We start from the raw sequence: 19,908 nt of genomic DNA, 5'->3' as shown, positions 1-19,908 counted from the left end.
TGGGGCTCGGTCAGGCAGCTTTAAAGTGTTGGCTAGGCAGGGCGGCGAGCACGCCGTCCCAAAATTGCAGGCGTGCACCGACAGCGGCTTCGGCGGCAGCTTCGGCTTCGCGCCATTTGTCGGCATTGCCATCGCATAGGGCGGCAAGCAGGCGCAACGACAGCGGCGCATGAAAGTCCTCGTCCAGGTGAACGTGGCGGTTTAGATAATAGTGAAAGCTCGGCGCCTGCGTTTCGGTTACCGCCATCCGCGACAGGAAGGCACGGAACATCGAAGGGATGACATGTTCGCGCCCCAGCGCCAGCGCAGCGGCGACGGCATGCGGCTTGCCACTGTCGATGAAATCGAAGGTGGTACGCGTGAATGCGGCAGATGGTGCAGGCGCAAGGCCGGAAGCGAGGACGGCATCGATACCCTCCTCACCCGCCCGTTGCACGAAGCGGCCAGGTGTCTCGGCGTCGGCGCCGATTTCGCGCATGGCGGCGAGATACAGCATGAAGTGACTGGTAAATCCTTCCTGCCCCGGAAGCGCAATATCGGTTTCTTCTTCCAGAACCAGTTCGTTGATGAAGCGCTGCACCGAGGCGTCGCCGCTCGGCGTCCATGGCCAGCGTGCAGGCGCAACCTGATGCTGCAGGTACTTGATCAGCGACATGAAGTCCCACACCGAATAGACGTGATGCTGCATGAATGCACGCAGGTCGTCGAGCGTCTGTACGGCCGCATAGATCGGATGCGCTTCGAGCCTTACCCGCAGGGAATCGATGAAATCTGCATTCAACATAGTTATCAGACGGTCAGCCGAAGGTTTCAAGTTTCTGCCCGGCCATCGCTCGGCGCACATTCCGATCCATGCGGCGCTGGGCGAATTCTGTGGTGGCCGCATTCAGCGCTTCGATGCCGCGCTTGATAGCCTGATGGTCGGGGCCCGCCATCAGTTTTTCAAGGGCGGCGATGCCGGTTTCTATTGCCGCGGTCTCGGTTTCGTTCAGCAGCGCGCTGTCTTCCGCCATGGCGGCACGGGTGGCGGCAATCAGGCCCTGCGCATCGACGATCTGCTCGTTCAGCGCGCGCGCGTACATGTCGTCCTTGGCGTGAGTGAACGCGTCCTTCAGCATGCGGGTGATCTCTTCGTCCCCCAGGCCATATGACGGCTTGACTTGCACACTGGCTTCAACGCCGCTGCTCTGCTCGCGTGCCGACACCGACAGGAGACCATCGGCGTCGACCTGGAAGGTGACGCGGATGCGCGCCGCACCGGCCACCATGGGCGGAATGCCCCGCAGTTCGAAACGCGCCAGCGAGCGGCAGTCCGACGCCAGTTCGCGTTCGCCTTGCAGCACGTGAACGCTCATCGCTGTCTGGCCGTCCTTGAACGTGGTGAAATCCTGTGCGCGGGCAGTGGGAATCGTGGTGTTGCGCGGAATGACCTTCTCGGTCAGCCCGCCCATGGTTTCGAGCCCCAGCGACAGCGGAATGACATCGAGCAGCAGCCAGTCGTCACCGGCGCGGTTGCCTGCCAGCACGTCTGCCTGCATGGCGGCGCCCAACGCGACAACCTTGTCGGGATCGAGATTGGTGAGCGGCGTCTGCTTGAAGAAATCGGCCACCGCCTGACGCACGCACGGCGTCCGCGTCGATCCGCCGACCATCACCACGCCCTTGACCTCGCTTGCCGTCAGCCCTGCGTCGCGCAGCGCCTTGCGGGTGGGCGTCAGCGTCTTGCTGACAAGGCTGGCCGTCATGGCATTGAACTCGGCCTGGGTCAGTGTCGCGTCCATCATCTCGCCAGTCGACAGCACCGCGGTGACGCGTACCTCGGTGTGTTCGGTCAGAGCTTCTTTGGCGTCACGCGCCTTGGTCAGCAGCAACCGGGCATCACCTGCCGACAGCGGTGAAAAACGACCCTGCTCGAGCATCCAGCAGAACACGCGCTGATCGAAATCGTCGCCGCCAAGCGCCGAGTCGCCATTGGTGGATAGCACCTCGAACACGCCCTTGGAGAGTTTCAGAATCGAGATATCGAACGTGCCGCCGCCGAGATCGTACACTGCATAGACACCCTCCGATGCATTGTCGAGGCCATAGGCGATCGCAGCTGCCGTCGGTTCGTTCAACAAACGCAGGACATTGAGTCCCGCCAGCTGCGCGGCATCCTTGGTGGCCTGGCGCTGGGCATCGTCGAAATACGCCGGCACGGTGATCACCGCTCCCAAGAGCTCGCCGCCCAAGGCGGCTTCGGCACGCTGGCGCAACACCTTGAGGATTTCGGCCGACACTTCGACCGGGCTCTTCACACCGGCGACCGTTCTCAGCTGCACCATGCCGGGCGCATCGACAAAGCGATACGGCAGGCTGGCGATATCCTCGATGTCGGCGAGGCCGCGCCCCATGAAGCGCTTGACCGACACGATCGTATTGTGGGGATCGAGGTTCTGCGCGGACAAGGCAGCATATCCCACGTCCACCCCGCAATCGGCGTGGTAGCGCACCACCGAAGGCAACAGCGAATGTCCTGCTTCATCGTCGAGCACGACAGACAGCCCGGAACGCACCGTGGCCACCAGCGAATTGGTCGTGCCCAGATCGATACCGACCGCCAGCCGGTGCTGATGCGGGGCGGTGGACATGCCGGGTTCGGAAATCTGCAAGAGGGCCATGTCTTAACTTTCGAGTTCTTCGTACACGTCGCCGACTTCGGCGATGAGCTTGTCCATGAAACGCAGCTGACGCACGGCTTCGGAAGCGCCCGCGTAATCGTGCGCGGCGTCGATCAATTCGGCCAGTTGCGCTTCGATGCGGCGATGCGCTGCATGCAGGTCGTCGGACAGGGCATCCAGCGTATCCATGCTTTTCCCGGCACGCGCATCGTCGATCGCTTCGCGCCATTCCATCTGCTGCATCAGGAAAGCCGGCGCCATTTTTGTGTTGTTGGCGTCGAGCGCATCGATTCCCTGCAATTTCAGCAGGTACACGCCGCGATTCACCGGGTGCCGGAGGGTCTGGTATGCCTCATTCACCTGCGTCGCCCACTGCATCGCCACCCGCTGTTCGGCTTCCGGCTGCGAGGCAAACCGGTCTGGGTGCACCGTGTTCTGCAGCTCGCGGTAAGCCGAGTCGAGCATGTCCCGATTCAACGCATAGGATTGCGGCAGGCCGAAAAGTTCGAAATGGGTTTGAGTGAAATCCATTGTTAGAGGCCAGGGTTCAGGATTCAGGGATCTAGGGACTTTGTCGCTACGTGCTACTAAAATGGCGCGGCCGCAGGCCGTACAAAGACCCTGTCTCCTGACCCTGAGTCCGGATCCCTAAGGTCAAACGTTAAACGATTCGCCGCAGCCGCACTCGTTCTTCACGTTCGGGTTATTAAACTTGAAGCCTTCGTTCAGGCCTTCACGGGCGTAGTCAAGTTCGGTGCCGTCGATGTAGGCCAGGCTCTTGGGATCGACGAACACGGTCACCCCATGGCTGGAGAACACCTCGTCGCCCTCGGGCACCTCATCGGCGAACTCCAGCTTGTAGGCCATGCCGGAACAGCCGGTGGTGCGCACGCCGAGACGGATGCCGACGCCCTTGCCGCGCTTGGCAAGATAGCTGGTGACGTGTTGCGCTGCGCGCTCGGACAAGGTCACCGCCATGGCTTACTCCAGACCCTTTTTCTGTTTGTAGTCGGCCACGGCTGCCTTGATCGCATCTTCGGCCAGGATCGAACAGTGAATCTTGACCGGCGGCAACGCAAGTTCCTCGGCGATGGCCGTGTTCTTGATTTCCATCGCCTGGTCGAGCGTCTTGCCCTTGACCCATTCGGTCACCAGCGAGGACGAGGCGATCGCCGAGCCGCAGCCGTAGGTCTTGAACTTGGCATCCTCGATGCGGCCATCGGCGCCGACCTTGATCTGCAGCTTCATCACGTCGCCGCAGGCGGGCGCGCCGACCATGCCGGTACCGACACCGTCGTCTTCCTTGCCGAAGGAACCGACATTGCGGGGATTTTCATAGTGGTCGAGTACTTTATCGCTGTAGGACATGGTAGTTCTCCTTTACTTCAAATCAATGTGCAGCCCACTGCACGGAATTCAGATCGACGCCTTCCTTGAACATTTCCCACAGCGGGGAAAGTTCGCGCAGCTTGCCGATTTTTTCATGCAGAAGCTTGATGGCGTAGTCGACCTCTTCCTCGGTGGTAAAGCGGCCAATGGAGAAACGGATCGAACTGTGCGCCAGTTCGTCGCTGCGGCCCAGTGCGCGCAGCACGTAGGACGGCTCCAGGCTGGCCGAGGTACAGGCGGAACCGCTTGATACCGCCAGATCCTTGATTGCCATGATCAGCGATTCGCCCTCGACGAAGTTGAAGCTGACATTGAGGTTGTGCGGCACGCGCTGGTCCATGTCGCCGTTCAGATGCACTTCTTCGATGTCCTTGAGGCCGGCGTATAGGCGGTCGCGCAACATGCGGATACGCTCGTTCTCGGTTGCCATTTCTTCACGGGCGATACGGAAGGCTTCGCCCATGCCAACGATCTGATGCGTGGCCAGCGTCCCCGAACGCATGCCGCGCTCGTGGCCGCCGCCATGCATCTGCGCTTCCAGGCGGACGCGCGGCTTGCGGCGTACGTACAGGGCGCCGATACCCTTGGGACCGTAGGTCTTGTGAGCGGAAAACGACATCAGGTCGACCGGCAGCTTGGTTAGGTCGATCGGCATCTTGCCAGTCGCCTGCGCCGCGTCGACGTGGAAGATCACGCCTTTTTCGCGGCAGATCTTGCCAAGCGCCTCGATGTCCTGGATCACACCGATTTCGTTGTTGACCGCCATCACCGAGGCCAGCACGGTATCCGGGCGGATCGCTGCACGGAATTCGTCGAGGTCGAGCAGGCCGTTTTCCTTGACGTTCAGATACGTGGCCTCGAAACCCTGACGCTCCATTTCACGCACGGTGTCGAGCACGGCCTTGTGCTCGGTACGCACGGTAATGATGTGCTTGCCCTTGGTCGCCGAGTAGAAGTGGCCGGCGCCCTTGATGGCAAGGTTGTTCGATTCGGTGGCGCCGGACGTGAACACGATTTCCTTGGGGTCGGCACCGACCAGGGCAGCCACCTGGCCACGCGCGTCTTCGACCGCCTTCTCTGCCTCCCAGCCAAACGGATGGGAGCGTGATGCCGGATTGCCGAAATGCTCGGTCAGATAGGGGATCATTTTTTCAGCCACACGAGGATCGACCGGGGTGGTGGCGGAGTAATCGAAATACAGTGTCTTCATCGTTTTGCCCTGATTGAATCGTTCAAGCGGCCAGCGTCATCTTCGATGCGCGGCGGTCTTGCAAGACCTTGTCCTTGCATTCGTCCTGCTTGGCCACCAGCGTGGCCAGCGTCACGTTGTCCAGATAATCGTAGATATGGGCGTTGAGCCCGGTCCACAAGTCGTGCGTCAGGCAGCGGTGCTCGTCGTGACAGTTTTCCTTGCCACCGCATTGGGTTGCGTCGATGGGTTCATCCACCGCGCGAATGATGTCGGCCACGCTGACGTCTTCAAGCGAGCGGGCAAGATAATAGCCGCCGCCGGGGCCACGTACGCTTTCGACCAGTTCGTGCCGGCGCAGACGGCTGAAAAGCTGTTCCAGATACGACAGGGATATGTCCTGGCGCTCGCTGATGCCGGCCAGCGTCACCGGATTCTTGCCGCCGCGCAAGGCCAGATCCAGCATGGCGGTGACGGCGAAACGGCCCTTGGTGGTCAATCTCATGACTCGTTCTCCTGAAATTTCGCCCGAACTATAAAATTCCCGAGCATTTCAGTCAACTATTCCTTACCTTAGCAATTTAGTCAACTATTTTATTCAAATAACTCGGGTCGAAATCGTCGGGCTTGTCCTGCTCCGCCGGCATCTCGGCGCCCAGCTTCTGCAACTGCGCCAATATCCTCTCCAGCCGCTGGTCGATGTGAGCCGAATGATCGATCAGACCATGGATCGCCTTCACCACCGGGTCGTTCATATCGGCGGAAATGGCATAGGCGGAGAATCCGAGTTTTTCCGCCTGCTGATTGCGCTGCTTCTCCGCCGCACTGTCCAGAATACGCGCCGGGATCCCCACCGCCGTGGCATTGTCTGGCACATCCTTCACCACCACGGCATTGGAGCCGACCCGTGCATTGACGCCGATGGTGATCGGGCCGAGGATCTTGGCGCCCGCCCCCACCACCACGCCGGGCATCAGAGTGGGGTGGCGCTTGCCCTTGTTCCATGAGGTGCCGCCGAGCGTCACGCCGTGATACAGCGTGCAGTCGTCACCGATTTCCGCCGTCTCGCCCACCACCACCCCCATGCCGTGGTCGATGAAGACGCGGCGGCCGATGGTGGCGCCCGGGTGGATCTCGATGCCGGTGAGCCAGCGGCCGATATGCGAGGTGAAGCGCGCCAGCCATTTCCATTCCATTCGCCACAGCTTGTGTGCCAGACGGTGGATCACCATGGCGTGGAAACCGGGGTAGGTCGTGACGACCTCGAAGGTCGTGCGCGCCGCCGGGTCCCTGTCGAACACGACGGCAATGTCTTCCTTGAATTGGCTGAACAGATTCATGCGCTTGAGAATGCTTTATCCGAGTATTTTAGTCAACTATTCTGCACCGTGGTTCCGCGTGCCATTTGCCTTCTGCTTGGCTTCCTGCGCCGCCGTCAGGATGCCGCGCAAAATGTTCACTTCCTCCTTCGCCAGCCGGGTACGCGCAAACAGGCGCCGTAGTTTCAACATCAGCTTGCCGGGCGAACCGGGATTGAGGAATTCCAGTTCGGCCAGTGCGGTTTCCAGATGGCCGTAGAAGCGTTCCATTTCATCACCCGTCGCCGCATCCAACTCCGGTTGGGGCCAACTCGCATGCCCCAGCCAGGCCTGGCGGATTTCATAGCTCAATACCTGAACTGCCGCCGCCAGGTTGAGCGAACTGTATGCCGGGTTGGCCGCGATCGTGACCAGTCCCTGGCAGAGGCTCAACTCCTCGTTCGATAGCCCGCTGGTTTCGTTGCCGAACACCAGCGCCACGGGGCCGGTCTGCGCTTCGGCCAACAGGCGGATCGAGGCCTCGGGCGGGGTCAGCACTTCGGACACGATGTCGCGCCGGCGTGCCGACACGCCGAGTGCGAGCGTGGAGTCGGCGAGCGCCTCGGCCAGCGTGGCGCATACCCTTGCCTGCGTCAGCAGGTCGGCCGCGCCCGACGCCATGGCGTCGGCCTGACTATTGGGGAAAACGGCAGGATCGACCAGCACCAGCCGGGACAAGCCCATCGTCTTCATCGCCCGGGCCGCCGCACCGATATTGCCGGGATGGCTGGTACGCGTCAGCACGATACGAATATTGGCGAGAAGTTGAGGATCGGCTGTGGTCATCAAGTAAAATAAGCGGCTCGTTCTTTGAATCCATAGCCAGACATCATGCATCCCATGCTCAATACGGCGGTGAAAGCCGCTCGCAAAGCCGGGGCGATCATCAATCGCGCCTCGCTCGACCTCGACCAGCTCACCGTTCGGAGCAAACAGGACCGCGATTACGTCAGCGAGGTCGACCAGATGGCCGAGCGCGCCATCATTGAAACCCTGCTCGACGCCTACCCAAATCATGGGATTTTAGCAGAGGAGTCCGGCACCGCCGCAGCCAAGAATGGCGAGGACTACGAGTGGATCATCGATCCGCTGGACGGCACCACCAACTTCCTGCACGGTCTGCAGCAATATTCCGTCTCGATTGCCCTCAAGCACAAGGGCCAGATTACCCAGGCCGTCGTCTACGACCCGGCACGCAACGAACTCTTCACCGCCACTCGCGGACGCGGCGCCATGCTCAACGACCGCCGCATCCGTGCCAGCAAGCGCAGCAAACTCTCCGAATGCCTGATCGGCACAGGCTTCCCCTTCCGCGACTTCAGTTTCTCCGAGGCCTACCTCAACATGTTCCGCGACATGATGAAGGCGACCTCGGGCCTGCGTCGCCCCGGCTCGGCCGCGCTCGACCTGTGCTACGTGGCCTGCGGCCGCTACGACGGCTTCTGGGAAATGCACCTGCAGCCCTGGGATCTCGCTGCCGGCAGCCTGATCGCGCAGGAATCCGGCGCTCTGGTCGGCAATTTCATGGGCGACGAAGGCTTTCTCGAATCCGGCAACATCGTCGCCGCCACCCCGAAAATCTTCGGGCAGATGCTGCAGGTCATCGCGCCGCACCTTCCGCCCGAACTGAAGATCTGATCCGAACAGCAGTCCACCCATGTCCATCGCCAAGGAGCCCACTGCCCACACGCCGATGATGCAGCAGTACCTCGGCATCAAGGCACAGCATCCCGACATGCTGCTGTTCTACCGCATGGGCGACTTCTACGAGCTGTTCTTCGAGGACGCCGAGAAGGCCGCGCGGCTCCTCAACATCACGCTCACGACGCGCGGCGCCTCTGCGGGCGCGCCGATCAAGATGGCCGGCGTGCCTTACCACAGCGTCGAGCAGTATTTGGCGCGGTTACTGAAACTGGGCGAATCGGTGGTGATTGCCGAACAGGTGGGCGATCCTGCAACGTCGAAAGGCCCGGTCGAACGTCAGGTAACGCGCATCGTGACGCCAGGCACGTTGACCGATTCGGGCTTGCTGGACGAGACGCGCGACACGCTGATCCTGGCGGTCGCTCCGGGAACCGAATCGATCGGCGTGGCCTGGCTGAATCTTGCCGCCGGGCGTTTCCAGGTCACCGAGAGCAATGCCACCACCCTCCCCGCCCTGCTGGCGCGGGTGCGGCCGGCAGAAATCCTCGCACCCGATGACTTTGAGCTCGACGCGCCTTGCGCGGTGCGCCGGCTGGCGCCGTGGCAGTTCGATTCCAGCAGCGCACAAAGCCGCCTGGCGCAGCAATTCGGCAGCCGCGATTTAAGCGGCTTCGGTGTGGCCGATCTGCCACTGGCGATTGCCGCCGCAGGCGCCCTGCTCGACTACATCCAGTCCACGCAGCGCACCGCGCTGCCGCATATCCAATCGATTCGTGCCGAGCGCGACAGCGACTTAGTGCAGCTCGATGCCGCCACCCGCCGCAATCTGGAACTCACCGAAACCCTGCGTGGCGAAGCGGCGCCGACGCTGCTGTCGGTGCTCGATACCACCGCTACGGGCATGGGGACACGCTTGCTCAGGCACTGGCTGCACCATCCGCTGCGCGATCGTGGAATCCTGACCCGGCGGCGTGACGCTATTGGCGTGCTCGTCGAGCTGCCCGATACAGCCGTCACCCTTACCTGCCTTCTGAAAAGCTGCGCCGACGTGGAGCGGATCAGCGGCCGCATCGCGCTGAAGAACGCGCGACCGCGCGACCTGTCCGGCCTGCGCGACACGCTGGCACTGCTGCCCGAACTCGTCGCCTCGCTGCCTGATGACCGCGTGCACCTGTCGGCACTGCAATCCCAACTCGCCGCCCGTCCCGACCTGCATGCCCTGCTCGTGCAAGCCATCCAACCCGAGCCTGCCAGCGTGCTGCGCGAAGGCGGCGTCATCGCCGACGGCTACGATGCCGAGCTCGACGAGCTGCGCGCGCTGACACGCGACGCCGGAGCCTTCCTGCTGGAACTGGAGACCCGCGAACGCGCACGCTCGGGCATCGGCACGCTCAAGGTCGAATACAACAAGGTGCATGGCTTCTACATCGAAGTCAGCCGAGCCCAGTCGGAAAACGTCCCCGACGACTATCGCCGCCGCCAGACGCTGAAAAACGCCGAACGCTACATCACGCCGGAACTCAAGGCGTTCGAAGACAAGGCGCTGTCGGCTCAGGACCGCGCGCTGGCACGCGAGAAGGCGCTATTCGAGGCTTTGCTGGAAACGCTGACGCCGCACGTGCCCGACCTGTTGTCGATTGCCGCCGCGCTGGCCGAGATCGACGTACTGGCGAGCCAAGCCGAACGGACTGGCACGCTGAAACTGTGTGCACCCGACTACAGCGAGGAACCCGGTATCGTCATCCGCAGCAGCCGCCATCCGGTGGTCGAGGCTCAGGTGGCGCACTTTATTCCCAACGACGTGCTTCTGACCCGCAGCCGACAGATGCTGCTGATCACAGGCCCCAACATGGGCGGCAAGTCGACTTACATGCGACAGGTCGCTCTGACCGCGCTGCTGGCCTGCTGCGGCCTGTGGGTGCCCGCCAACTCAGCGAAGATCGGCGACGTCGACCAGATTTTCACCCGCATCGGTGCTTCCGACGACCTGGCCGGGGGACGTTCGACCTTCATGGTCGAGATGACCGAGACCGCGCACATCCTGAACAACGCCAGCGCCAACAGTCTGGTTCTGCTCGACGAAATCGGCCGCGGCACCTCCACCTTCGACGGTCTCGCGCTGGCCTGGGCGGTCGCGCGCCACCTGGTGACCGCGACCCGAGCGTTCACCCTGTTCGCCACCCACTATTTCGAATTGACCCAACTGGCGCAGGAATTCCGCCAGCTCGCCAACGTCCACCTCGATGCCAAGGAGCACGGTGCCGACCTGGTGTTCCTGCACGCGGTGGAAGAAGGCCCGGCCTCGCAGAGCTACGGCATCCAGGTCGCGCGTCTGGCCGGCGTACCCAGTCCCGTGATTCATGCAGCGCGCCGCCATCTGCGCGAACTCGAGGATGCCCAGTTGCAACCCGGTCCGCAAGGCGATCTGTTCGCCGCCCATCTTCCCAACGACGCCCCGCCGCCACATCCTGCGCTCGACCAGCTGCGCGAACTCGACCCCGACACCCTCACGCCGAAGGCGGCGCTCGACATGCTCTATGCTCTGAAGGCGCTGACGGATACCTCACCGTGAACACACTTCGTCTCGACACCACCGAGCTCGACCTCGACTTCAATGCCGCACTCAAATTGGCGACGACACCATGTTGTTGAGCTGGTACGACCGCGAGCGCGACCTCGAATCGCCGGCGGGCGTGAGCGAATGCCATGAAGGCTGCGCTACCAAAGGATCCTGGGACTATGCGCTCAACCGCGGAGCACGACTGGCGGTTGATTTCGATTCCGGGCGTTATACTTTTTGCTTCCTGTAAGCCGCACCAGGGGACCCAATCCGCCCGGTTTGGCATGCCATGACGGAGCCATCACACCCTGACCGTCCATCGACCTTGGACCCTGCACGATCGGCACCGGATTACACAACCAGGACCACGACATGAAAGCCAGCGAAATGCGTATTGCAGACCCGAGCGCCCTTCGCGTTGCCGATGAAGGCGACATCCTCAAGGAACGGCTGCCACTGCCTGGCGCGAAGGTGCTTGAACTCGGCTGCGGCAAGGCGGAGAAGACCCGACTGGTCGCCCAAACGGCTGCCTCGGTGCTTGCCCTGGAAGTGGATGCCACGCAACTCGCCGAAAACCAGGCGGCGGAAAAACCGGGCAACGTCCAATTCGCGTTTGGCGGCGCAGAAAACATCCCGACTGACGATTCGAGCGTTGACATCGTCCTGATGCTCAAATCCCTGCACCACGTCCCGGTCGAACGAATGGACGACACTTTCTCCGAGATCCGCAGGGTACTGAAACCGGGTGGCCTGGCATACATTTCGGAACCCGTCTATGCCGGTGACTTCAACGAGATCCTTCGGCTATTCCATGACGAGAAGGTAGTGAGGGAGGCTGCCTTTGCAGCGGAAGTCCGAGCCATTTCAGCACAGCGGCTGTCGCTCGTATCGCAGACATTCTTCCTGCAACCGATGCACTTCGATGATTTCGACCAGTTTGAAAACCGGACACTCAAGGTGACCCACACCGAGCACCGATTATCCCCTACGCTTTACGAGACCGTGCGCTCGGGATTCAATCACCACATGTCTCCAAACGGGGCGACTTTCCACATGCCCATCCGGGTCGATCTTTTCAGAAAAAACAGTCCATAGCGGATCGAAGATCGGACCTTGGACTCTCCCTTCTGGCTACACCTGGTCGGCCACGACCCGAACGGTCTGGCCCAGGCACTGCACCGTCTGGTTCGCTCGTATTTTCGCCGTCTTGCGGCTTTCGGGCTGGCCGTCGACGGTGACTTCGCCGGTGGCGATCAGGTGCTTGCCTTGCCCGCTGCTGTCGGCAATACCACTGAGTTTGAGCAGATCGCAAAGCGCGACATGTTCGTCACGCAACCTGAATTCCAGGGCGTCCATGCCTATGCGCCGCGCCGCCGCCACAGATAACGGTAGACGAAGCCGGGATAAGCGAATACTACGAACAGCGAGGCATTGACCGCATAGAATTCCCAGTCCTGATGCTGAATGTCGCCGAGTTTGCCTTCCAGCAGCCGCGCGATGCCGCCCACCACGAAAAACAGCACCACCAGTTCTAGTAGCCGCCAGGCGAAATTCTTGGTGTCGGTTTTAGGCCGTATGACGAAGAAGATCCGCTCGACGAGGAAAGGCAGGTTGGCGGCAATGAACGCCAGGGTCAGCAGCAGGGTAGTGGAAAAATTCACGGTGGATCCGAAAAGCTAGATAACGCCGGAGCAGACCTGCCCCGGCACGATTTGGTTCAAATATCCCGATTCAGAAAGACGCACGGATGGCGTGGATGCATACCGCCATCAACGGTTGCGGCATGATCCCCAGCGCCAGAATGGCCAATCCGTTGACCGACATGACGACACGGGCATCGGGGCTCGCCTTAATCGGGGCCGCATCGTGCGGCGCGTCGAAGTACATCAGCTTGACAATGCGCAGATAGTAGAACGCGCCGATGAGCGAAAACAGTACTGCCGCCACCGCCAGCCACACATAACCGATCTCGACCACGGCCTGCAGCACCGACAGCTTGGCATAGAATCCCACGGTAGGCGGTACGCCCGCCATCGAGAACATCAGCAGCAGCATCATGAACGCGAGCCACGGACTGCGGCGGTTCAGCCCCTTGAAGTCCTCCAGCCGATCAGCCTCGAAACCGGCACGCGACAATAGCAGGATCATGCCGAAACCGCCCAGGCTCATCAGTGCGTACACCAGTACATAGAACATCGCGCTGCCATAGCCGTTCTGCGAGCCGGCGAGGATGCCCAGCAGCATGAAGCCCATGTGCGAAATGGCCGAATAGGCAAGCATCCGCTTCAGGTTGCTTTGCGCAATGGCCGCGATGTTGCCAAGCGCCATCGACAGTACCGCGAGGATCACCAGCATGCCGCGCCAATCGCTCACCTGCGATTCGAGGCCCTGCCCCAGAATGCGGATCACGAAGGCAAATGCGGCGATCTTGGGCGCGGAACCGATGAACAACGTCATCGCGGTCGGCGCGCCGTGATAGACGTCGGGTATCCACATGTGGAACGGCACCGCACCGAGCTTGAACGCCAGGCCTGCCACGATGAAAACGATGCCGAACACCAGCGGGATGCGTAGATCGGTGCCGTCCTGCAGGGCGATGGCGATATCGCCCAGCCCCAGCGAACCGGTGACGCCGTAGACCATCGACATGCCATAGAGCAGCATGCCCGACGCCAGCGCACCCAGCACGAAATATTTCATCGCCGCCTCGGTCGCCACGCTGGAATCGCGCTGCAACGCAACCATGGCATACAACGACAGCGACAGCAGTTCAAGGCCGAGGTACAGCGTCAGGAAATGGCTGGCCGACACCATCACCATCATGCCCAGCAGCGCAAACAACGCCAGCACGAAGAATTCGCCCTTGTAGAGTCCGCGCTGACGCAGGTAATCGCGCGAATACACCAGGACAATGGCCACCGACAGGTAGAGAAACAGCTTCAGTACGTCGGACAGCGGATCGTCGATGAACAGCCCGCCCAGCGTCAGCACCGGCAGGGTAGAAAAATCGCGCAGGGTAAGAAAGCTCGCCCCGGCCAGCGTGACAAGCGAAAGGAAGTAGGCCAGAAAGCGTTTACCGTCGTCGACCGCGGCGTCGACTACCAGGATCAGCGAGATCATAATCAACACGAAGATCTCTGGAAAAGCGGGCGCGAATTGCATGAGGGCGTGGCGCATATTTGAACCTTAAGGCAGTTTGCTTCGGGCGACGTGCGCCAACAAGTCGACCACCGATACATGCATGACATCGGTGAATGGCTTGGGATACAGTCCCATGGCCAACACCAGGACGGCCAGCACGCCAAGCAGCAGGATCTCGCGCGGGTTGATGTCACTCATTTCTTCGACGTGCGGGTTTGTGACGCTACCGAACACCACACGCTTGTACATCCACAGCGTATAGGCTGCACCGGTGATGAGCGTGGTGGCGGCGACAAAGGCGAACCAGAAATTGACCTTGCTTGCGGCCATGATGACCATGAATTCGCCGACGAAACCGCTGGTGGCGGGAAGCCCCGAGTTGGCCATGGCGAACAGCATGAACAAGGCCGCGAACACCGGCATCCTGCTGGCCAGTCCGCCGTAGTCCTTGATCTGGCGCGAATGCAGGCGGTCGTACATCACGCCGATACAGAGGAAGAGCGCGGCCGAGACGAAGCCGTGAGAAATCATCTGCACCAGGCCGCCTTCAAGACCGAGTGGATTGAACATGAAGAAGCCGAGAGTCACGAAGCCCATATGCGCGATCGACGAATACGCGATGAGCTTTTTCATGTCAGCCTGCACCAGCGCGACCAGTCCGATGTAGACGACCGCGATCAGCGACAACGTGACGACGAGCCAGGTGAGCTCGTGGCTCGCATCCGGCAGGATCGGCAGGATAAAGCGCAGGAAACCGTAGGCGCCGACCTTGAGGGTAATCGCCGCCAACACCACTGAACCACCGGTGGGCGCCTCGACGTGCGCGTCGGGCAGCCAGGTGTGCACCGGCCACATCGGCACCTTGACCCCGAACGCCAGCAGGAAGGCGAAGAACATCAGCGTCTGTGCAGTCATTCCCAGCGTAGTGGTGTGCCAGGTCTGGATGTCGAAGCTGCCGCCGGACTGGAAGTAAAGATAGATCATCGACACCAGCATCAGGAACGAGCCGAGCAGGGTGTAAAGGAAGAACTTGAACGCGGCATACACGCGGTTCGGTCCGCCCCACACACCGATAATAAGATAGAGCGGGATCAGCATGGCCTCGAAAAACACATAGAACAGGATGCCGTCGAGCGCCGCGAACACGCCGTTGATGAGGCCCGACATGATGAGGAAGGCCGCCATGTACTGCGCGACCTTGTCCTGGATCACCTGCCAGCCGGCGATCACCACCAGCACGGTGACGAAACTGTTCAGCAGGATTAGCGGCATCGAGATGCCGTCGACGCCCAGGTGGTAATGGATATTGAACGCCGGGATCCACGCGGCGTTCTCGACGAACTGCATCGCCGGGGTGGTGGTATCGAAGCCGGTAACCAGCGGAAGCGCGACAATGAGTCCCAGCAACGCCCCGGCCAGCGCGACCCAGCGCGCGAGCGCCGCGTTGCGGTCGGAGCCAGTGACAAGCACGACCACCCCAGCCAGAATCGGGACCCAGATGACGAGAGAAAGGAGGTTGTTCAGCATGGGTCAATTCAAGCGCGCGAACCAGGTCACCAGGGCGAACACCCCGATCAGCATGGCAAAGGCGTAGTGGTAGATGTAGCCCGACTGGAAGGCCCTGACCAGGCGCGAGAAGCGTTCGACAAGGTGCGCCGAACCGTTGACGAAGAAGCCGTCGATCACATTCTGGTCGCCGCGCCGCCACAGGCTGCCGCCGAGCGCACGTGCGCCTTTGGCGAATACCCAGCTGTAGAGTTCGTCGAACCAGTATTTGTTGAGCAGCATCCGGTGCAGGAAGCTGAAGCGCTGCGCGATGGCCGCGGGGATGTCCGGGCGCTTGAGATAGAAGAACGCCGACAGGCCGACGCCTGCCACAGCCAGCCAGAACGGCAGCGTTGCCAATGCATGCAGCCCCATTTCCATGGCGCCGTGGAATTCCTGATTCAGTTCGTGCATTACCGGATGGCGGTCTGCAACATAGATCGCTCGGCCGAAAAAGTCGCCGAACAGCATCGGTTCGATGGTCATGTAGCCGATCGCGAGCGACGGCAGCGCCAGCGCAAGCAGAGGGCCGGTGACGACCCATGGCGTTTCGTGCGGCGGGCCGTCGTGTCCGTGATGGGCGTCGGGTTCGTTGCCGTGCCCATGTCCCTGATGGAAACGCTCCTTGCCGTGGAACACCAGGAAATACATGCGGAAGGAATAGAAGGCCGTGACGAACACGCCCGCCAGCACGGCGAAATAGGCGAAGCCGGCGCCCGGCAGGTGCGACATCTTGGCCGCCTCGATGATGCTTTCCTTGGAATAGAAGCCCGACAGGAAAGGCGTGCCGATCAGCGCCAGCGAGCCGATCAGCGACGTGACCCAGGTGATCGGCATGTATTTCTTCAGGCCGCCCATGTAGCGGATGTCCTGGTTATGGTGCATGGCGATGATCACTGAGCCGGCGGCCAGGAACAGCAGAGCCTTGAAGAAGGCATGCGTCATCAGATGGAACACCGCGACCGAATAGGCCGACGCGCCCAGCGCGACCGTCATGTAGCCGAGCTGCGACAGGGTCGAATATGCCACCACGCGCTTGATGTCGTTCTGCACCATGCCGAGGAAGCCCATGAACAAGGCAGTGATCGCGCCGATCACCATGATGAAGCTGAGCGCCGTGTCCGATAGCTCGTACAGTGGCGACATGCGCGCGACCATGAAGATGCCGGCGGTGACCATCGTCGCCGCGTGGATCAGCGCGGAAATCGGCGTCGGGCCTTCCATCGAGTCGGGCAGCCAGACGTGCAACGGAAACTGTGCCGACTTGCCCATTGCGCCGATGAACAGGAGGATGCCGATCACGCTCATCAGCATCCATGGTGTGTCAGGCCACAGGGTGATGGTTTCGCTGGCGAGCGACGGCGCCTTGGCGAACACCGTGGCGTAGTCGAGCGAGCCGAAATGCGCCAGCACCAGGCCGATGCCGAGGATGAAGCCGAAGTCGCCCACCCGGTTGACCAGGAAGGCCTTGAGGTTGGCGTAGATGGCCGTCTCTTTCGTGTACCAGAAGCCGATCAGCAGGTAGGACACCAGGCCGACGGCTTCCCAGCCGAAGAACAGCTGCAGGAAGTTGTTGCTCATCACCAGCATCAGCATCGAGAAGGTGAACAGCGAGATATAGCTGAAGAAGCGCTGGTAGCCCGGATCGTCGTGCATGTAGCCGATGGTGTAGACGTGCACCATCAGCGAGACGAAGGTGACGACCAGCATCATCATGGCCGTCAGCGCATCGATCAGGAAGCCGACCTCGAAGCGCAGGTCGCCCAGTGTCATCCAGGTGTAGATGGTGCCGTTGAAGGTATGGCCGGCGAGCACGTCCTGAAACACCAGCACCGAGGCGATGAACGACACCGCCACGCCGGCGATGGTGACGACATGGGCACCGGTGCGGCCGACCAGCCTGCCGAACAGGCCGGCGACGATCGCGCCGAACAGCGGCGCCAGCGGCACGACGAGATAGAGCGTCTGCATGTCCACGCGCATCAGCCTTTCAGGTGGTCGAGGTCATCGACGTTGATCGTGTGCAGATTGCGGAACAGCACCACCAGGATCGCCAGGCCGATGGCCGATTCGGCCGCGGCGACGGTGAGGATGAAGAAGACGAAGATCTGGCCGTGGATGTCGCCGAGGTAATGCGAAAACGCGATGAAGTTCATGTTCACCGCGAGCAGCATCAGTTCGATCGCCATCAGGAGGATGATCACGTTCTTGCGGTTGAGGAAGATGCCCAGCACGCTGATGGCGAACAGGATGCCGCCCAGCACCAGATAATGCGATAAGGAAATCATGCGCCGTCCTCCCCTGCGCCCGGCTTCTGCGTGGCCTGCATTTTGACGATGCGCAGACGGTCGTTGCGCTTGACCTTCACCTGTTCGGCGGGATCGATGTACTTGCTGTCCTTGCGGCGGCGAAGCGTCAGCGCGATGGCGGCAACGATCGCCACCAGCAGGATCACCGCGGCGAGTTCGAACGCGTAGACGTACTCGGTGTACAGCACTCGCCCGAGTTCCTTGGTATTGCTGTAATCGGCGGCGTGAGGTGCCGGTGCTCCCATGACCTCAAGGCCGAAGTGGCGGCTGCCGAGGATCAGCGCCATTTCGATCACCAGCAGCACGGCGACGAAGCCAGCCAGCGGCAGATAATCCCAGAAACCCTCGCGCAGCTTTTCCAGGTTGATGTCGAGCATCATCACCACGAACAGGAACAGCACCATGACCGCACCGACGTAGACCAGCACCAGGGTGATGGCGAGGAATTCGGCTTCCAGCAGCATCCACAGTCCGGCCGCGGTGAAGAACGCCAGCACCAGGTAGAGGGCCGCATGTACCGGGTTGCGCGCGGTGATCACGCGTAGGCCGGCAAATACCAGGATGGAGGCGAAGAAATAGAAAATCGCAGTCGTATAGGTCATTGTCTATTTTCAGCGGTACTTGGCGTCATCAGCACGGTCGCGCGCAATCTGCTCTTCGTATTGGTCGCCGATGGCGAGCAGCATGGGTTTGGTGTAGTAGAGGTCACCGCGCTTTTCGCCGTGATATTCGAGGATGCGCGTTTCCACGATCGAATCGACCGGGCACGATTCCTCGCAGAAACCGCAGAAAATGCACTTGGTCAGGTCGATGTCGTAACGCGTCGTGCGACGGGTGCCGTCGACGCGCTTTTCCGACTCGATGGTGATGGCCAGCGCAGGACAAACGGCCTCGCACAGCTTGCAGGCAATGCAGCGCTCCTCGCCGTTGGGATAGCGGCGCAGTGCATGCAGGCCACGGAATCGCGGCGATTGCGGCGTTTTTTCCTCGGGAAACTGCACCGTGATCTTGCGTGCGAACAGGTGGCGCCCCGTGAGCATCATGCCGCGCAGAAGTTCGATCAGGAGCAGGCTGCCGAAGAAGTTCGTGATCCGTTTCATGGCGCGCTCAATGGAAAAGATACCCATACGGTGTCTGCATCATGCCGCCGACCACGATGATCCAGACAAGGGTAATGGGAATGAATACCTTCCAGCCCAGCCGCATGATCTGGTCGTAGCGGTAGCGCGGGAAGGTGGCGCGGAACCACAGGAACAGGAACAGGACGAAGCCTGTCTTCAGCAGCCACCAGACGATACCGTCGGGCAGGAAGGTCACTGGCGACAGCCAGCCGCCGAGGAACATCAGCGTGGTCAGCGCGGCGATCAGGATCATGTTGGCGTATTCGGCAAGGAAGAACACCGCGAACGCCATGCCGGAATACTCCACATGAAAACCGGCGACGATCTCGGATTCGCCCTCGGCGACGTCGAACGGCGCGCGGTTGGTCTCGGCCACGCCGGAAATCAGATACACCACGAACAAAGGGAACAATGGCCAGATATACCAGTGATGCAGCCCGCCCGACTGGCCATGCACGATGTCGCTGAGATTGAGCGATTGCGCCGCCATCAGCACGCCGACCAGCGCGAAACCCATGGCGATTTCATAAGATACGATCTGCGCGGCCGAACGCATGGCGCCGAGAAAGGCGTATTTGGAGTTGGACGCCCAGCCCGCGATGATGACGCCATAGACGCCCATGGAGGTGATCGCCATCACGTACAGCAACCCGGCGTTGATGTTGGCCAGCACAAGACTGTCGGTGAACGGAATGACTGCCCATGCCGCCAGAGCCGGCGCGATGGCGAGGATGGGGCCGAGGATGAAGAGACCGCGGCTTGCTCCCGACGGGATGATGATTTCCTTCATCAGTAGCTTCACCGCGTCGGCAATCGGCTGCAGCAGGCCCTGGAAACCGACACGGTTGGGACCGATTCGAACCTGCATCCAGCCGATGATCTTTCTTTCCGCGTAAGTAAGGTAGGCTACGCCCAACATCAGCGGCACCACCAGCGCCAGGATCTTGATCAAGGTCCAGACGACGGTTCGAATGGCTGCCCAGTCCATGCCC

Annotated in this window: 22 protein-coding genes; 4 read left to right on the top strand and 18 right to left on the bottom strand. The window is 61.3% G+C overall.

Annotated features, from left to right (window positions below):
• Nucleotides 1–10: 10 nt before the first annotated feature.
• The 9 genes from B058_RS0110020 to B058_RS0109980 all read right to left on the bottom strand — a co-directional run bounded on the left by B058_RS0110020 (nt 11) and on the right by B058_RS0109980 (nt 7,382).
• Nucleotides 11–784: a DUF3050 domain-containing protein gene (locus B058_RS0110020; RefSeq protein ID WP_018508346.1), complete on the bottom strand. Its 774-nt coding sequence runs from the start codon at nt 782–784 to the stop codon at nt 11–13.
• Between the two features lie 13 nt (nt 785–797).
• Nucleotides 798–2,660: a Fe-S protein assembly chaperone HscA gene (hscA, locus tag B058_RS0110015; RefSeq protein WP_018508345.1), complete on the bottom strand. Its 1,863-nt coding sequence runs from the start codon at nt 2,658–2,660 to the stop codon at nt 798–800.
• A 3-nt stretch (nt 2,661–2,663) separates the two neighbouring features.
• Nucleotides 2,664–3,191 carry a Fe-S protein assembly co-chaperone HscB gene (hscB, locus tag B058_RS0110010; RefSeq protein WP_018508344.1) on the bottom strand — a complete coding sequence of 176 codons (528 nt, stop codon included), beginning with the start codon at nt 3,189–3,191 and terminating at the stop codon, nt 2,664–2,666.
• 123 nt (nt 3,192–3,314) lie between these two features.
• Nucleotides 3,315–3,638, bottom strand: a complete 324-nt coding sequence (gene iscA / locus B058_RS0110005; RefSeq protein ID WP_018508343.1) for an iron-sulfur cluster assembly protein IscA — start codon at nt 3,636–3,638, stop codon at nt 3,315–3,317.
• A gap of 3 nt (nt 3,639–3,641) precedes the next feature.
• Nucleotides 3,642–4,028 (bottom strand): Fe-S cluster assembly scaffold IscU, encoded by a 387-nt coding sequence (gene iscU, locus B058_RS0110000; protein WP_018508342.1) that lies wholly within the window; start codon nt 4,026–4,028, stop codon nt 3,642–3,644.
• A gap of 22 nt (nt 4,029–4,050) precedes the next feature.
• Nucleotides 4,051–5,259, bottom strand: coding sequence for an IscS subfamily cysteine desulfurase (locus tag B058_RS0109995; protein WP_018508341.1), 1,209 nt, complete (start codon nt 5,257–5,259; stop codon nt 4,051–4,053).
• 22 nt (nt 5,260–5,281) lie between these two features.
• A complete protein-coding gene (gene iscR / locus B058_RS0109990) occupies nt 5,282–5,743 on the bottom strand; it encodes a Fe-S cluster assembly transcriptional regulator IscR (protein ID WP_018508340.1) in 462 nt (153 codons plus the stop codon).
• 76 nt (nt 5,744–5,819) lie between these two features.
• Nucleotides 5,820–6,578 (bottom strand): serine O-acetyltransferase, encoded by a 759-nt coding sequence (gene cysE / locus B058_RS0109985; RefSeq protein ID WP_018508339.1) that lies wholly within the window; start codon nt 6,576–6,578, stop codon nt 5,820–5,822.
• 36 nt (nt 6,579–6,614) lie between these two features.
• The gene (locus B058_RS0109980) at nt 6,615–7,382 is read right to left on the bottom strand and encodes an RNA methyltransferase (protein WP_018508338.1); all 768 of its coding nucleotides are present in this window, start codon (nt 7,380–7,382) and stop codon (nt 6,615–6,617) included.
• A gap of 45 nt (nt 7,383–7,427) precedes the next feature.
• Here B058_RS0109980 and B058_RS0109975 point away from each other — a divergent pair, with 45 nt between their 5' ends.
• From B058_RS0109975 to B058_RS0109960, 4 genes are all read left to right on the top strand, one after another.
• On the top strand, nt 7,428–8,234 hold the full coding sequence (locus B058_RS0109975) for an inositol monophosphatase family protein (protein WP_018508337.1): 807 nt from the start codon (nt 7,428–7,430) through the stop codon (nt 8,232–8,234).
• A 19-nt stretch (nt 8,235–8,253) separates the two neighbouring features.
• The gene (gene mutS / locus B058_RS0109970) at nt 8,254–10,812 is read left to right on the top strand and encodes a DNA mismatch repair protein MutS (protein WP_018508336.1); all 2,559 of its coding nucleotides are present in this window, start codon (nt 8,254–8,256) and stop codon (nt 10,810–10,812) included.
• A gap of 76 nt (nt 10,813–10,888) precedes the next feature.
• Nucleotides 10,889–11,050, top strand: a complete 162-nt coding sequence (locus tag B058_RS16810) for an AF1514 family protein (protein WP_245539291.1) — start codon at nt 10,889–10,891, stop codon at nt 11,048–11,050.
• 122 nt (nt 11,051–11,172) lie between these two features.
• On the top strand, nt 11,173–11,895 hold the full coding sequence (locus B058_RS0109960; RefSeq protein ID WP_018508334.1) for a class I SAM-dependent methyltransferase: 723 nt from the start codon (nt 11,173–11,175) through the stop codon (nt 11,893–11,895).
• A gap of 36 nt (nt 11,896–11,931) precedes the next feature.
• Here the strand turns inward: B058_RS0109960 and B058_RS0109955 are convergent, their stop codons facing one another.
• The 9 genes from B058_RS0109955 to nuoH all read right to left on the bottom strand — a co-directional run bounded on the left by B058_RS0109955 (nt 11,932) and on the right by nuoH (nt 19,904).
• Nucleotides 11,932–12,156 carry an RNA-binding S4 domain-containing protein gene (locus B058_RS0109955; RefSeq protein WP_018508333.1) on the bottom strand — a complete coding sequence of 75 codons (225 nt, stop codon included), beginning with the start codon at nt 12,154–12,156 and terminating at the stop codon, nt 11,932–11,934.
• A 2-nt stretch (nt 12,157–12,158) separates the two neighbouring features.
• Complete coding sequence (locus tag B058_RS0109950) at nt 12,159–12,461, bottom strand: DUF2818 family protein (protein WP_018508332.1); 303 nt, start codon at nt 12,459–12,461, stop codon at nt 12,159–12,161.
• Nucleotides 12,462–12,531: 70 nt separating this feature from the next.
• Nucleotides 12,532–13,977 carry an NADH-quinone oxidoreductase subunit NuoN gene (gene nuoN, locus B058_RS0109945; RefSeq protein WP_018508331.1) on the bottom strand — a complete coding sequence of 482 codons (1,446 nt, stop codon included), beginning with the start codon at nt 13,975–13,977 and terminating at the stop codon, nt 12,532–12,534.
• 9 nt (nt 13,978–13,986) lie between these two features.
• Nucleotides 13,987–15,468, bottom strand: coding sequence for an NADH-quinone oxidoreductase subunit M (locus B058_RS0109940; RefSeq protein WP_018508330.1), 1,482 nt, complete (start codon nt 15,466–15,468; stop codon nt 13,987–13,989).
• A 3-nt stretch (nt 15,469–15,471) separates the two neighbouring features.
• Entirely contained in the window at nt 15,472–17,469 is a 1,998-nt protein-coding gene (gene nuoL / locus B058_RS0109935) for an NADH-quinone oxidoreductase subunit L (protein WP_018508329.1), read from the bottom strand.
• On the bottom strand, nt 17,469–17,774 hold the full coding sequence (gene nuoK, locus B058_RS0109930) for an NADH-quinone oxidoreductase subunit NuoK (RefSeq protein ID WP_018508328.1): 306 nt from the start codon (nt 17,772–17,774) through the stop codon (nt 17,469–17,471). Before nuoK ends, nuoL begins: the two co-directional genes overlap by 1 nt.
• On the bottom strand, nt 17,771–18,397 hold the full coding sequence (locus B058_RS0109925) for an NADH-quinone oxidoreductase subunit J (protein ID WP_018508327.1): 627 nt from the start codon (nt 18,395–18,397) through the stop codon (nt 17,771–17,773). The genes nuoK and B058_RS0109925 overlap by 4 nt, the downstream gene beginning before the upstream one ends.
• Before the next feature lie 9 nt (nt 18,398–18,406).
• Complete coding sequence (gene nuoI, locus B058_RS0109920; protein ID WP_018508326.1) at nt 18,407–18,895, bottom strand: NADH-quinone oxidoreductase subunit NuoI; 489 nt, start codon at nt 18,893–18,895, stop codon at nt 18,407–18,409.
• A 7-nt stretch (nt 18,896–18,902) separates the two neighbouring features.
• On the bottom strand, nt 18,903–19,904 hold the full coding sequence (gene nuoH / locus B058_RS0109915; protein ID WP_026240809.1) for an NADH-quinone oxidoreductase subunit NuoH: 1,002 nt from the start codon (nt 19,902–19,904) through the stop codon (nt 18,903–18,905).
• Nucleotides 19,905–19,908 lie beyond the last annotated feature (4 nt).

It is taken from the genome of Thiobacillus thioparus DSM 505 (assembly GCF_000373385.1).
GTDB classification, from domain to species: Bacteria; Pseudomonadota; Gammaproteobacteria; order Burkholderiales; family Thiobacillaceae; genus Thiobacillus; species Thiobacillus thioparus.
Note: the sequence above shows the minus strand (reverse complement) of the source record. Positions and strands in the feature narration are given on the sequence as shown.

Excerpts from the sequence above, each read along its gene's own strand:
- mutS (WP_018508336.1), top strand. The coding sequence starts at position 8,254 with ATGTCCATCGCCAAGGAGCCCACTGCCCACACGCCGATGATGCAGCAG.
- hscB (WP_018508344.1), bottom strand. The coding sequence starts at position 3,191 with ATGGATTTCACTCAAACCCATTTCGAACTTTTCGGCCTGCCGCAATCC.
- nuoI (WP_018508326.1), bottom strand. The coding sequence starts at position 18,895 with ATGAAACGGATCACGAACTTCTTCGGCAGCCTGCTCCTGATCGAACTT.
- B058_RS0109925 (WP_018508327.1), bottom strand. The coding sequence starts at position 18,397 with ATGACCTATACGACTGCGATTTTCTATTTCTTCGCCTCCATCCTGGTA.
- cysE (WP_018508339.1), bottom strand. The coding sequence starts at position 6,578 with ATGAATCTGTTCAGCCAATTCAAGGAAGACATTGCCGTCGTGTTCGAC.
- B058_RS0109960 (WP_018508334.1), top strand. The coding sequence starts at position 11,173 with ATGAAAGCCAGCGAAATGCGTATTGCAGACCCGAGCGCCCTTCGCGTT.
- B058_RS0109955 (WP_018508333.1), bottom strand. The coding sequence starts at position 12,156 with ATGGACGCCCTGGAATTCAGGTTGCGTGACGAACATGTCGCGCTTTGC.
- nuoN (WP_018508331.1), bottom strand. The coding sequence starts at position 13,977 with ATGCGCCACGCCCTCATGCAATTCGCGCCCGCTTTTCCAGAGATCTTC.
- nuoH (WP_026240809.1), bottom strand. The coding sequence starts at position 19,904 with ATGGACTGGGCAGCCATTCGAACCGTCGTCTGGACCTTGATCAAGATC.
- B058_RS0110020 (WP_018508346.1), bottom strand. The coding sequence starts at position 784 with ATGTTGAATGCAGATTTCATCGATTCCCTGCGGGTAAGGCTCGAAGCG.
- nuoL (WP_018508329.1), bottom strand. The coding sequence starts at position 17,469 with ATGCGCGTGGACATGCAGACGCTCTATCTCGTCGTGCCGCTGGCGCCG.
- B058_RS0109940 (WP_018508330.1), bottom strand. The coding sequence starts at position 15,468 with ATGCTGAACAACCTCCTTTCTCTCGTCATCTGGGTCCCGATTCTGGCT.
- iscA (WP_018508343.1), bottom strand. The coding sequence starts at position 3,638 with ATGGCGGTGACCTTGTCCGAGCGCGCAGCGCAACACGTCACCAGCTAT.
- iscR (WP_018508340.1), bottom strand. The coding sequence starts at position 5,743 with ATGAGATTGACCACCAAGGGCCGTTTCGCCGTCACCGCCATGCTGGAT.
- B058_RS0109980 (WP_018508338.1), bottom strand. The coding sequence starts at position 7,382 with ATGACCACAGCCGATCCTCAACTTCTCGCCAATATTCGTATCGTGCTG.
- hscA (WP_018508345.1), bottom strand. The coding sequence starts at position 2,660 with ATGGCCCTCTTGCAGATTTCCGAACCCGGCATGTCCACCGCCCCGCAT.
- iscU (WP_018508342.1), bottom strand. The coding sequence starts at position 4,028 with ATGTCCTACAGCGATAAAGTACTCGACCACTATGAAAATCCCCGCAAT.
- nuoK (WP_018508328.1), bottom strand. The coding sequence starts at position 17,774 with ATGATTTCCTTATCGCATTATCTGGTGCTGGGCGGCATCCTGTTCGCC.
- B058_RS0109975 (WP_018508337.1), top strand. The coding sequence starts at position 7,428 with ATGCATCCCATGCTCAATACGGCGGTGAAAGCCGCTCGCAAAGCCGGG.
- B058_RS0109995 (WP_018508341.1), bottom strand. The coding sequence starts at position 5,259 with ATGAAGACACTGTATTTCGATTACTCCGCCACCACCCCGGTCGATCCT.